The 12,294-nt window shown below is 52.7% G+C and carries 10 protein-coding genes; 1 reads left to right on the forward strand and 9 read right to left on the reverse strand.

The genetic code is table 11. The features are described 5' to 3' along the window. Positions 1-264: 264 nt before the first annotated feature. From C230_RS0104810 to C230_RS0104830, 5 genes are all read right to left on the reverse strand, one after another. A complete protein-coding gene (locus tag C230_RS0104810) occupies positions 265-603 on the reverse strand; it encodes a cupin domain-containing protein (protein ID WP_018130904.1) in 339 nt (112 codons plus the stop codon). Continuing rightward, positions 603-2,351, reverse strand: coding sequence for a hydantoinase B/oxoprolinase family protein (locus C230_RS0104815; protein WP_018130905.1), 1,749 nt, complete (start codon positions 2,349-2,351; stop codon positions 603-605). The genes C230_RS0104810 and C230_RS0104815 overlap by 1 nt, the downstream gene beginning before the upstream one ends. A gap of 3 nt (positions 2,352-2,354) precedes the next feature. Next, positions 2,355-4,406 carry a hydantoinase/oxoprolinase family protein gene (locus tag C230_RS0104820; RefSeq protein WP_018130906.1) on the reverse strand — a complete coding sequence of 684 codons (2,052 nt, stop codon included), beginning with the start codon at positions 4,404-4,406 and terminating at the stop codon, positions 2,355-2,357. A gap of 43 nt (positions 4,407-4,449) precedes the next feature. Next, the gene (locus tag C230_RS0104825; RefSeq protein WP_018130907.1) at positions 4,450-4,998 is read right to left on the reverse strand and encodes a helix-turn-helix domain-containing protein; all 549 of its coding nucleotides are present in this window, start codon (positions 4,996-4,998) and stop codon (positions 4,450-4,452) included. A gap of 372 nt (positions 4,999-5,370) precedes the next feature. After that, on the reverse strand, positions 5,371-5,826 hold the full coding sequence (locus C230_RS0104830; RefSeq protein WP_018130908.1) for a phytanoyl-CoA dioxygenase family protein: 456 nt from the start codon (positions 5,824-5,826) through the stop codon (positions 5,371-5,373). A gap of 302 nt (positions 5,827-6,128) precedes the next feature. Between C230_RS0104830 and C230_RS0104835 the strand changes: the two genes are divergently transcribed. After that, positions 6,129-6,824, forward strand: coding sequence for a VIT1/CCC1 transporter family protein (locus C230_RS0104835; RefSeq protein ID WP_018130909.1), 696 nt, complete (start codon positions 6,129-6,131; stop codon positions 6,822-6,824). Positions 6,825-6,967: 143 nt separating this feature from the next. On the opposite strand, the gene C230_RS0104840 is transcribed toward C230_RS0104835, so the two are convergent. From C230_RS0104840 to C230_RS0104860, 4 genes are all read right to left on the reverse strand, one after another. After that, a complete protein-coding gene (locus C230_RS0104840; protein ID WP_018130910.1) occupies positions 6,968-7,987 on the reverse strand; it encodes a sodium-dependent bicarbonate transport family permease in 1,020 nt (339 codons plus the stop codon). A gap of 573 nt (positions 7,988-8,560) precedes the next feature. Next, positions 8,561-9,877, reverse strand: a complete 1,317-nt coding sequence (locus tag C230_RS0104850; RefSeq protein ID WP_018130912.1) for a (Fe-S)-binding protein — start codon at positions 9,875-9,877, stop codon at positions 8,561-8,563. Next, positions 9,858-11,333 carry an FAD-linked oxidase C-terminal domain-containing protein gene (locus C230_RS0104855; protein WP_018130913.1) on the reverse strand — a complete coding sequence of 492 codons (1,476 nt, stop codon included), beginning with the start codon at positions 11,331-11,333 and terminating at the stop codon, positions 9,858-9,860. Before C230_RS0104855 ends, C230_RS0104850 begins: the two co-directional genes overlap by 20 nt. 175 nt (positions 11,334-11,508) lie before the next feature. Further along, positions 11,509-12,216 carry a FadR/GntR family transcriptional regulator gene (locus tag C230_RS0104860; protein WP_018130914.1) on the reverse strand — a complete coding sequence of 236 codons (708 nt, stop codon included), beginning with the start codon at positions 12,214-12,216 and terminating at the stop codon, positions 11,509-11,511. Between the last annotated feature and the right edge of the window lie 78 nt (positions 12,217-12,294).

The raw sequence follows: 12,294 nt of genomic DNA on the forward strand, positions 1-12,294 counted from the left end.
GACGTGGTGGAAGACAGCCACATCCAGCGGGTACTGACGGACCTGGATCGGCAACGGGGAGCAGTCGGTTAACCGGCTGCTTTCTCGTGCCTGCGATGACTGTCGACACAGCGCTCACTCGGCTGGCGGATTGACGGTAGAGCGCTCACGACAATGGCGGTGAGAAATTCACCGCCAAATAGCGTGAGCGGCTACAAAACATCTCAAGCATCGTCTCGTCATAGAGGTTGGTGGCAACAGGATTGATCCAGAGAATACGTTTTTTTAATCCCTGTTGACAAGCGTCCATACAATCATCACCTCCTCATTTCCGTCATTGTAGGCCCAATGCGGTACCCCCGCCGGAATCAACGTGGCGTCCCCCGCCTGAACCCGGTATTCCCGCTCTCCGCTCCCGACAATCAAGGATCCACTGATCACATAGGAATATTCATCCTCGGCATGTGAACCTGTTCCTTCCAGCGGGATGCGGGTACCGGGAGGAATTATCACAATACCGAAAGTCGCCCGTCCTTTCGCTACTGCGTCTTTCGTTAACAGGGTTCTTATTTTAGCTCCCGACGTATCTTCCGCTTCGATCCCTCCCGCATGCACAATAACCATCAGTTGGCCTCCAGTCTTTCTTTTGTAAAGCCGGTCACCTCAAATGCTTCCGGATCAACGATCACACCGTATTTTTCCTTGGCCTGTTCAATAGAGATATAACCGTTTTTGACGTCCGAAGCGACTTTTTCAGCCGGTCGCTTAAATGGATTTCCATACCCGCCACCCGTTGCCGTTACAAGGCGTGCAACATCCCCCTTGTTCAGTGGATACCGGGCGCATTTGCCAAACGGTTCAGACATTTCACCGTTCTGTTTAATAATCTGGACATAATTGTTGCTTCCCGGGAGCCCTCCATTCATCCCCCAAGGCAGATATTTGTGTCTGCCGAACGTGGCGGTGATTGTAGTCCCGTCACTTAAAGCCCGGTAAGATCGTACAAGGCCGATTCCTCCCCTGTATTCGCCGGCTCCGGCACCGTCTGTATGCAGACTGTATTCTTCCACCATCACGCCGTAACGGGTCTCGGCAACTTCCACCGGAACATTGTAAGTCTCTCCGTCTCCAATGCAGAACTGTCCGTTTTCCCCATCCTTGCCAAGGCCGGCACCCCAACCTCCAGCCGACGGCTCCACAATTAAAAACGGCTCTTTCGTATCAGGATGGATGCCGGACACAACCACACCGCATACACTGAGCAAATGCCCCGCCGTCAAACGATCAGGCAGAACAGGAGCAAGTGCCTTCCAGATCAAATCAGCTGCGTAAAGCATTGTCTCCCAGTAGGTGGAAACCGGAGCCGGTCGTTCCGCCGAAAAAATTGACTTGGGATCGTACAAGATCTTTAATGGACGGAAAATCCCATCATTGATATCCTGACTGGGGTTGGTGATGCCCACATAGATCGCCCGAACAGCCGAAACCAAAGCGGTGACGCTGCAATTCACTGGACCCGGTACCTGCGGATGGCTCCCCCGAAAATCACAGACAAATTCGTCATCGGTAATCGTAATCTTAACCTGTACCTTGAACGGTCCGTTGCCGATTCCGTCGTCATCAATCCAGTCTTCCGCCTCATACACCCCGTTTGGGATTTTTTGAAGTTCCTTGCGGGCAAGCTGTTCACCATGGTCAAGCAGATACTCAATACTTGCGAGAACCACTTCTTTTCCATATTTTTCGCACAGTTCATTAAACCGTTTCTCCCCAGTCCGAAGAGCAGCCACCTGTGCCCACATGTCTCCCAACGACAGATCGGGAAATCTGACGTTCGCAGCGATGATGTCAACGAGAGCCTGGTTTAATACTCCTTGATCGAACAGTTTCACACAGGGCAATTGCAAACCTTCTTGGTAGATTTCTGTCGAATCGGTCGTCCAGCTCCCCGGATCCTTACCGCCTACCTCCGTCCAATGCGCTTTGTTCGCTGAGAAAGCTACCAGCTCGCCTTGATAGAAAATGGGCATCACCAACCCGACGTCAGATAGGTGAGATCCGCCGCCACCATAGGGATCATTGATGATAATGATGTCCCCTGGCTTGAGTTGTCCCTTTTTCCCAAACTTCTCTATCACTTCTTTGACAGCAAATGTCAGCATGCCAAGGAACCCGGTCACTCCGTTCCCTTGCGTCAACAGCTGTCCCTTTGCGTCCGTAAGACCGCTTGCAAAATCAAGTACCTCATAGATGATCGGACTCATGCTGGTGCGGGCCAGTGTAAGAAACATCTCGTCGCCGATCGCAATCAGTGAATCCTTTACAATTTCAAGTGTAAACAGGTCAATTTTTCGTGTGGTGGTCTGAGTCATCTTTTACACCCCCGTATCAATCATCAGGTTGCCATACTCATCAACACTTAACGTTTGCCCCGGCTCTACAACGGTAGATGCAGATGATTCCTCTACAATTGCAGGCCCTTGAACTGTTATTCCGGCTCCCATCCGGGCACGGTCGAATACCGGTGTCTCCTGCCAGCCAAACGTTTCAAACAAAACCGGTCGTATTTCCTTCAGTGCCTCGTCGACCGATCCCCCTATTTTCTCCAACTTAGAAAGAGTTGGTTTCTGGACGGTGCCAAGGGCAGTCAGGTGCAGATTGACAATTTCTATGGGTGCACCTTCCAGCTTGAACGTGTAATGCTGTTCATGCAACTCGTGGAAACGGCGTTCCGCTTCCTGCAATCCGGTTATATCCAATACGCCACCCGGAACAGGAACCTTTACCGTATGTTCCTGGCCGAGATAGCGCATATCAGCGTAACGAACAAACACCACTTTATCAGAAGGTATATGTTCTGATTCGAATTGGGAAATCGCTTGTGCCTCCAACCGTTCCCACTCGGTGTTCAATTCATCCATCGAAAGTTGATGGGTCCGCCGGATATACGTTTGAATGTAATCGTGACGCAAATCGGTCATCAACATCCCCCACGCAGAAAATACGGAAGCAGCAACCGGCACAATCACCTTTTTGATTTTCAATTCTCTGGCGAGTGCCATCGCATGCATCGATCCGCCTCCCCCGAACGCCACCAAAGTGAAATCGCGCGGATCGTAGCCTCTTCGAACGGAAATCAATTTAAGAGCGTTGAGCATATTGGCGTTTGCAATGCGAATAATGCCAAGCGCTGCTTCCTCGACCGAAACGCCTAAACGACGGGCCACTTTTTCTTCAATGGCGCGGCGGGTAGCTTCCACATCAACTTGAATCTCGCCACCAAGAAAGTTTTTCGCGCTTAACCGACCAGTGATTAAGTTCGCATCGGTGGTGGTTGGTTCCGTGCCGCCTCGTCCATAAGCGACCGGTCCCGGCATGGCTCCGGCGCTCTGCGGACCCACTTTCAGCGAGCCCACTTCATCGATCCAGGCAATCGATCCCCCGCCGTTACCAATCTCAACGATATCGACAACTGGTACCTTGATGGGATAACCGGCATGGCGTCGGTCCCATTCAATCTTGTAATCGGTCGTGACTTTGACTTCACCTGACTCGATCAATGAGCATTTCGCGGTGGTTCCGCCGATATCGAACGCGATAATGTTTTTCTCTCCAAGCAGTTTTCCGAGCATTGCCGCCCCAAAAATTCCCGCAACCGGTCCCGATTCGACCATATGGATCGGGGACTGTTTCGCTTGTTCAAATGTGGTTGTTCCTGAATTCGACTGCATGATGTATTTGTTGCCGCCCACACCGATCTCTTCCAGCTTCTTTTCCAGTGAGTCGATGTACTTGGCTGCAATCGGTTTTACGTAACTGTTCAAAACCGCGGTACTGGTTCGTTCGTATTCCCGCCATTCTTTCGTTACCTCATGAGAGGCAGTTACCGCGACCTCCGGCCATACCTGTTTGATCAAAGCAACCGCTTCCTGTTCATGCGAAGGGTTGGCATATGCATGCAGGAAACAAACAGCGATTGCCTGCACACCTTCTTTTCGAAGGGCTTCCACTGCATTACGCAAGTTTTCCCGGTTAAGGGGTACCAGTTCCTCCCCCTTGTAGTTGAGGCGCTCTTCGACTTCATAACGGAGATAACGAGGTACAAACGGCACCGGCTTCTTGTAATGAATGTTGAACAAATCAGGCCGGTTGCCCCGTCCGATCTCCAGTACATCGCGGAATCCTTTCGTCGTAATGAGACCGGTTTTCACACCTTTCCGCTCCGTTAACGCGTTGATAATGACTGTGGTGCCATGAATGAAGTCCTGAATGTCTTCCTCCCGGAGACCCGCTTTCCGGATCACGTCCATTACACCCTGTTCAAAATGCGGCGGAGTCGTGTCGCTTTTCGCTACTCCGATCCGCCCCTCATGATCCACATAGACCAGGTCGGTAAATGTTCCTCCGATGTCAGTTGCGACTCTCATGACGCATCCTCCGTTCATTGGATTAGATTTTGCAGATTTTCCATTATGGAAAAATTGCAGGTGTCAGCACACTTAAAATTTGTGCAGGTTTGTCCTGACTTGGATTAAACCAGTAATGCGGCAGATGGGATGGAAAATGTATACTGTCCCCCTCGCCCAGCCGGTACTCTTTTCCGTCAATTACCATGACCACGCCCCCTTGTAAAATAAAGTAAAACTCTTCTCCCGGATGAGAGTAGGGCGTCTCCTGTCCTTGGCCCGGATTTAAGGTAACCAGCAACGGCTCCAATAAGCGCCCGGATATCTCTCCGCTTAACCGGCAATAAATTGTGCTTGAGCCTTCGATCTGGAAAGGCTTCCGATCGGCCACCGAAACCATGTAATTCTGATTTGCATCACTTTCGAAAAACTGTGTGATTGGTACTCCAAGCGCCTGGGCAATCTTCTGCAACGAAGTAATTGCCAGAGACGATCCACCTCGCTCCACCTGAGACAAAAAGCTGATGGAAAGACCCGTTCTCTCCGCCAGATCTTTTAGAGTCATGTTCTGTTGAGTCCGGTAATGTCGAATTTTTTCGTAAATCCCGTCCATATTGACTCCTTATAATCTATAATATTTTCTGACTTTATTATATAGGAAAAAAACATTTTGATGCAAGTGAAATTTTTTCTCTAAACAAGAAAAAATTTTGGCGGTACTTTAAAATCGAAGTAACTTCGTGTGTTTTAGGAGTGTCGAGCAGTTTCGTGCAATGTTACCTACCTAGTCACCATTGACCGGATAGTTCACTTATTGAACGATTTGTGTAGGTGACAATTTTCTCTTCCCGTTGTAAATATCGTTGTAAATATAGAGAGATGCGCCAAAAGGTAACCCTAAAATCAGTCCGTCCCAAAATTTGAATGAAGAAGCCTCCAAAACCACTCTAAAGTGGAGATGGAGGCTTCTTGTGCTTATGAATTATTAGCCAAAGTAGGGTGCAAAAATCACAAAATAAACACCCGCGTCGCAATATATTCCGGGCGCGGCTGCTGGCCGGAGAACGGTGTGACCGGTTTGGTTTGTTTTCCACGCTGTTGTACACAAAAAACACGTTGCTGCGCGGCAGCGTGCAGTGACGGCAAACACCGACCGGATTTCCCGGCTCTCCGGCTCGCGGATCACCTCTTTCGCGTCCGAATCGCGATTGTCCTGCCAGATCCGGCGCAGTTCGTCGCGCAGCTCCTGCACCTCCTCCGTGGAAAACAAGCGTTCAAAGAACAGATACCCGTTTTTTTCATACCATGCGAGCTGTTCCGCATCCAGCGGCCCCTGGCTCGCATCCGCGTAGATGACAGGATCTTTCCGTTCCAGGATGGCCGGCTTCTCGTTCACCCGCGACGGATAAAGGTCTGTAACTGCGTTTTGCAGCCTGTTCATGATCGTCTCCCTCCCCATACGGCGTTTTCGCCAATCATCCGGTTAGACCCATTTCACGCGCGGCTCGTCTTCAATCAGCGGATAGACCCCATCCGCGTTATGCACCTCGCGGCCGCACAGATGGTTTCCGCCAGGCCCTCGACGCCGACGGATCCTCCCATATCATGCCAAATCCTCGCCTGCTCACCTTTCTTGCCGCTTGTTATACAGACACGCTTTGGTATGATAGTGAAAAGCAAGTCGAGCAAAAAGGAGAAACCATTTTGTTTTGTAACAAACCTGGAGTGATGGGAGAGGATACAATGCCACACACGGAACATGTCGAGAAACATTTCGAGGCGCCCGATGTGATCCGCGATATCGTGATCGGCCTGACGGACGGGCTGACCGTGCCGTTTGCTTTGGCTGCCGGCTTGTCCGGGACGGTCACAAACACCAGTCTGGTGGTGATTGCCGGCCTGGCCGAGATTGCCGCCGGTTCCATCGCCATGGGGTTAGGCGGATATTTGGCCGCCCGTTCCGAGCGGGAACATTATTTTTCCGAATTGGAGCGAGAAAAACGGGAAATCGTCGAACTTCCCCACCGCGAACGGGAAGAAGTGGCCGAGATTCTGCGGGAGTTTGGGATGCCGGAAGAAAACATCCCGTCCACCGTGGATGCCATTTGCAAAGATCCGAACCGCTGGATCCATTTTATGATGAAGTTTGAACTCGGCCTCGTCGAACCGGAACCGAAACGGGCAAGGAACAGCTCACTGACGATCGGCCTTTCCTACATCGCCGGTGGATTGATCCCGCTCGCGCCCTATATGTTTACCGACCATGCGCAAACCGCGTTGCTCGTTTCTGTGATCCTGACGCTGATCGCGTTGTTTGTGTTCGGGCTCGTCAAAGGAAAATTCAGCGGCACCCGCCCGTTCAAGAGCGCGTGGCAAACCACCCTCGTGGGAGGACTCGCGGCGGGAGCCGCCTATCTGGTGGCCAGGTGGATCGCCTGAACAATCATCCGCTTGGCGCGATGACTTACCACAATGGAAAAAGGACCCTCTCATTGAGGGTCCGTACTTCTCGGACAGGACCGGCTTCCTACTGCGTCGATTTCCATGCCTTATCCAGCAATATCACCAACCCGAAGCTGCGTTTACCCGATCCATTGGGCAATATGGTAGTAAAGCGGAATCCCGGCCACAAGATTGAAAGGAAAAGTCACGCCTAAGGATAACCCCAAATAGATCGACGGATTGGCTTCCGGCACGGAGGTGCGCAATGCAGCCGGTGCCGCAATATAGGAAGCGCTGCCAGCCATCACTCCCATAACCGTCATTCCACCGAGGGAAAGTCCGCTCATTTTTCCGACCCAAACACCCAAGGTGCCAAACAGAATCGGCATCACGATGCCTAAAGACACCAGTTTCAGGCCATGTTCACCAAGTTCGGTCACACGTTGTCCCGCCAAAAGCCCCATGTTCAGCAGAAACAGCACCAGAATGCTTTGGTACAAGTCGAAAAAAAGCGGTTTTACAATCGGCAGGGCACGTTGCCCGACAATCAAACCGATGAACAGGCTTCCCAACATCAGCAAAACGCTTTTGCCCAACAAACTTTCTCTCAGTACGTTCCTGTCCATCCATTTTATTCCAAATAAAGAGGTCTGGGTGGTCCTTTCATGAGTTCCCGCATATCCGAGGGATACCGATTTTACATTTTGCAATATGCCATACAGCACCAAAGAAACGAGGATGGCGGGACTTTCCAATAAAACCACCATGGCGTTCATAAAGCTTTCATATTTAATTCCAGCGTTGTTGAGAAAAGCGATAGCAGCCCCGAATGTGACGATGCTGACCGATCCATAAGTGGCCGCCAAAGCGATCGAGTTGTGTAAATCCAAACGGATCCAGCGGCCAAGAATCAGCGCGAACAATGGAATGACCACTCCCAGGAACAGGGTTCCTGCCATGGGACCGATCAGATTTTGGACAGATTGATCGGAAAGTTCGATGCCTCCTTTGAAGCCGATCGCAATCAAAAGATACAGACTGAGAGACTCACTGAGACCTGACGGGAATTTCAGGTCTGATTTCGTGACGGATGCGATGAATCCCAGAGCGAAAAACAACACGCTCGGCGATAGCAGGTTTTGCAAAATAATGTCATACATATTCATCCACTCCCTGTTTCTATATTTTTTATATTTTTTGCAAGAAAAAAACCGGCAATCTCCGAATTGCGAATGATCTGATAGACCATCCCCTATTCGGAAATTTGCCGGTTTATCTTCAACCAACCTCATCCACGCAGATGTGCCGTTGTTTGAAGATCTACCTGAGAAGATCTAGTTTTGCAACGGTTCCTCAAGCATAAATACGATGATGCGTTCCCCGGTTCTCGTGCTGATATCGGTATTCTTTCTCCCATTGCGTCAATGCCTTGCTAATCTTGTCCTCCAACTCCCCTTTTGAGCTGCGCATTTTTTCCTCCTTCACCAAAAAACGGTGAACTGCACCGACTTATCGCCATCTACGTCCTCATCCCCAAGTTTACCTTTTCGGACTGTCATGTCTCATAACAGCCCGCTAAAGTAAATGGGTACCAGGGAGTCGATCACCGATCATTCGGAAAACGTTTAAACTCTATTGTATTGAATCTTTCCTTCTTGTCAATGCTGTCACGTACTTGTGTTGTCACGCACTTGCCGCCCAACTGCGCATGCTCGCCGCCTGGCTTTCGTCGTTTATGGCGCTGGTTCTGCCACCGCCTCGTACAACAGATCGGCAATATGCACCGCCCGCATCCGGTCTTGCAACCCGGCGCGCACAATGCCAGCCCGCATTTGCAACAGACAGCCGGGGTTTGACGTGACGACCAGATCCGCTTTCGTCTCTTTCACCTGTTGCATTTTTCCGTCCAGAATCCGCATTGACATGTCAAAATTGGTGATGTTGTAAATGCCGGCCGATCCGCAACAGCGATCCGCCTCCGGCAATTCGACATACTCGATGCCCGGAATGCTCTTCAGAAGTTCCCGCGGCTGCCAGCGGACCTTCTGCCCGTGCGCCAGATGGCAGGAATCCTGATAGGTCACCCGGCACGGCAGGGGGCGCATTTTGGGCAATGGCAAGGTGGCCAGCAGTTCATTCACATCCCGCTGGGCCTCCACAAACCGTCGGGCGCGCGGTTCCCATTCCGGATCCCCTTGAAACCAATGGTGATATTCCTTCAATGCGGCACCGCAACCGCCCGCATTGTTAACCAGTCCCTCGACACCGGAACCTTCAAACGCTTCGATGTTTTGTTTCGCCAATTGTTTGGCCGCCTCCTTGTCACCGGCGTGCGCATGCAAGGCGCCGCAGCAGGTTTGCCCCTCGATGTACACCACATCGCAGCCAAAAGCGGACAACAGCTTGGCGGTGGCTTCATTCGTGTTAAAGAACATGACATCCATCACGCAACCGGTAAACAGGCCGACTGTCATCCGCTTTTCTCCCTTCGCCGGCACAAACCGCTGGCGTGCTTTTCGCTCCGCCGGTGAAGCCGCTTGCGGCACGGCTTTTTCCATTTCCGCCATGCTCCTGGGCAACAGTTTCATGATACCGCTCTTGCGTGCGAGGGTGGCCAAGCCTGATTTTTGATAGAAGTACAGCAGACTGCCGAGTTTTTGCATGCGGTTGGGATAAGGAAACAGCCGCTGCATCGTCAGATTGTGGACAAGCCGGATGAAAATCGGCCGTTTGCGATAGGTCTCCACCACTTCCCGCGCCCCTTCGATCAGCTTTCCGTACGGGACGCCGGCCGGACATGCCGTTTCGCAAGCGCGGCAGCCAAGGCACAGGTACATGTCAGAATCGAATTTTTCCGAGATGTCCAACTGACCATTGACGACCGCTTTCATCATCGCGATCCGGCCGCGGGGGGATGCGGTCTCTTTTCCCGTCTCCCGGTACGTCGGGCAGGCGGGGAGACAGAAGCCGCACCGCATGCAGTTGAGAATCTCATCATAATGCATCGTCTCCATCAATTGGAGAATGTCGTTAGCTGGCTGTGTGTTCATCGCATCCACATCCATTTCCCCGGGCGTGCTGCTGAACCGGAGCGCCGCCGTTGACCACGACCCGGCGCCGATTGTCCCTGGCGAACAGCTTGCCGGGATTCATCAGATTTTGCGGGTCGATCGCCCGCTTCAGCGCCTTCATCAGCTCGATGCCCGCTTCGCCGATTTTGAGTGACAGATAATTCATTTTCGCCATGCCGACTCCATGTTCACCGGTGATCGTGCCGCCCAGTTTGATCGCCGCCAGGAAAATTTCCTCAAACGCCCGCTCGACCCGCACTATCTCATCCCGATCCCGTTCGTCAGTCATGCAGGTCGGATGCAAATTGCCGTCTCCGGCATGGCCGAACGTGCAGATCTGCACGCCGTATTTTTGCGCGATCTCATTGATTCTCTCCACCATCTCCGCCAACCGGGCGCGGGGGACAGTGGCGTCTTCTAGAATCGTGGTCGGCCGCACGCGTGCCAATGCCGACAGCGCAAACCGGCGAGCCTGCATCAGCTGTGCGCCCTCTTCCGGCGTGTCAGCCACTTTCATTTCGACCGCTCCCTCTTTCCGGCAGATGTCGGCGATCTTGGCGATATCGCGCTCGACCACCGCTTCCGGACCATCCTGCTCGATCAGCAAAATCGCACCCATATCGGTCGGCAGACCGATCCGCGCGAAGTCCTCGACCACCCGGATCGTCGGATTGTCCAAAAATTCGAGCGTGGCCGGAATGATCCGTTCAGCAATGATCCGCGAGACGGCGCGGGCCGAACCGGTCAGATCCCGGAACATCGCCAGCATGGTTCGCTTGCTTTCCGGCAGCGGAATCAATTTTGCGGTGGCTTCGGTGATGATCGCCAGCGTTCCTTCCGAACCGACCAGCAGCTTTGTCAGGTCGTAACCGGCCACATCTTTCGCCGATTTACCGCCGGTGCGCAGAATCTCGCCGTTCGGCAGCACCGCCTGCAGGCCCATGATATAGTCTTTGGTCACGCCGTATTTGAGGCCGCGCAGGCCGCCGGCGCATTCCGCGATGTTGCCGCCGAGCGTTGAGATGTTCATGCTGCCGGGGTCGGGCGGGTAGAACAGGCCCACTTTTTCCACTTCACGGTGCAGATGGGCAGTGATCACCCCCGGCTGAAACGTGGCCGTCAAATTGTCCTGGTCGATCTCAAGGATCCGGTTCATCCTCGTCAGCACGATCACCAGACCACCTTCTACGGGAACCGTTCCGGCCGACAGATTCGACCCGGATCCACGTGACACAATCTTCAGATTTTCCCGTGCACACACTTTCACGATCGCCGCCACTTCCTCCGTCGAAGCCGGCATCACCACACCATCCGGCAGGCTCTGGTAGAGCGGAGTGGCGTCATACGAATAGGCGAGGCAATCTTCCGGGGTGTCCATCACCCAGTTGTCCCCAACGATCGCCCGCAGCTCTTTTGCTATATGCGGTTTCAGCATCGCGGTTCCTCCTCATCCCGGCACCGCGGCACCACATGTGATACCATGACCGCACACGATTGCCGCTGTACCGAACTTGTGCCGCAGGAATCCTGTTATCTACCAGTATATCATAGAGGTATGATGACCTGAACATAAAAAAGCATAACAAAAAAGCAAAAGTCGGTGAATTCCTTCAGGACTCCCCTTCTTTTGCTTGTACCACATGGGATTTGACCCGCTGCATCACCCGGTCGATATGGTTGTACATCGCCTGGCGGGCAGCTTCCGGCTGTTTCGCTTCGATGCCACGGTACACCTGGATGTGATCGTACAACAGGTCGCGTGGCGGACCGGAAATGCTCCGCGACCGGTTCATCGTGCTTTGCATCGTCGGAGCGATCGTCTGGATCAGCGAAATCAGCATGGAGTTGCCGGATGCTTTCGCCACCGCCATGTGAAACTGAAAATCGGCTTCCACGCTCTCTGGCTCCGATTCCTGATGGGCTCCCATCACATCAAGCGCCTGGCGCATGTCTTCCAGATCGGCTTCCGTCCGGTTGCGGGCGGCCAGTTCGGCGGCTCCCACCTCGAGGATTTTTCGTACTTCCAGCAGTTCGAGCAAATCGTCCCCTCGCATCAGAGCGATGCTCATCGGCTCCTGCAACTGTTCCAGATCGATGCTTCTGACGAATGAGCCTTCGCCGTGCCGGATCTCGATCAGCCCTTTCGCCTGCAGCGCAGAGAACGCCTCGCGGACAGTCGCCCGTCCGACATTCAGCAACTCCGCCATCTCGACCAGCGTGGGCAGCTTATCGCCCGGTTTATACACGCCCTGCTCGATCAGCGATTGAATGTGCTGGGCCACCTGTTCATACACTTTTTTCGGCTTTAATTTTTCCATCTGTCAACCTATCCTCCGTCGGCAGGGAACAGCTAATGTGCGTATTTTCAATATAACACATATGACGATCGAGTGCTT

Origin of the sequence: Effusibacillus pohliae DSM 22757 (assembly GCF_000376225.1) — a bacterium.
Lineage (GTDB): Bacteria > Bacillota > Bacilli > Tumebacillales > Effusibacillaceae > Effusibacillus > Effusibacillus pohliae.

What these genes read in the sequence shown, in the direction of transcription:
- C230_RS0104810 (WP_018130904.1), bottom strand. Translation starts at nt 603, where the DNA reads ATGGTTATTGTGCATGCGGGAGGGATCGAAGCGGAAGATACGTCGGGA.
- C230_RS0104855 (WP_018130913.1), bottom strand. Translation starts at nt 11,333, where the DNA reads ATGCTGAAACCGCATATAGCAAAAGAGCTGCGGGCGATCGTTGGGGAC.
- C230_RS0104815 (WP_018130905.1), bottom strand. Translation starts at nt 2,351, where the DNA reads ATGACTCAGACCACCACACGAAAAATTGACCTGTTTACACTTGAAATT.
- C230_RS0104825 (WP_018130907.1), bottom strand. Translation starts at nt 4,998, where the DNA reads ATGGACGGGATTTACGAAAAAATTCGACATTACCGGACTCAACAGAAC.
- C230_RS0104820 (WP_018130906.1), bottom strand. Translation starts at nt 4,406, where the DNA reads ATGAGAGTCGCAACTGACATCGGAGGAACATTTACCGACCTGGTCTAT.
- C230_RS0104830 (WP_018130908.1), bottom strand. Translation starts at nt 5,826, where the DNA reads ATGAACAGGCTGCAAAACGCAGTTACAGACCTTTATCCGTCGCGGGTG.
- C230_RS0104835 (WP_018130909.1), top strand. Translation starts at nt 6,129, where the DNA reads ATGCCACACACGGAACATGTCGAGAAACATTTCGAGGCGCCCGATGTG.
- C230_RS0104850 (WP_018130912.1), bottom strand. Translation starts at nt 9,877, where the DNA reads ATGAACACACAGCCAGCTAACGACATTCTCCAATTGATGGAGACGATG.
- C230_RS0104860 (WP_018130914.1), bottom strand. Translation starts at nt 12,216, where the DNA reads ATGGAAAAATTAAAGCCGAAAAAAGTGTATGAACAGGTGGCCCAGCAC.
- C230_RS0104840 (WP_018130910.1), bottom strand. Translation starts at nt 7,987, where the DNA reads ATGTATGACATTATTTTGCAAAACCTGCTATCGCCGAGCGTGTTGTTT.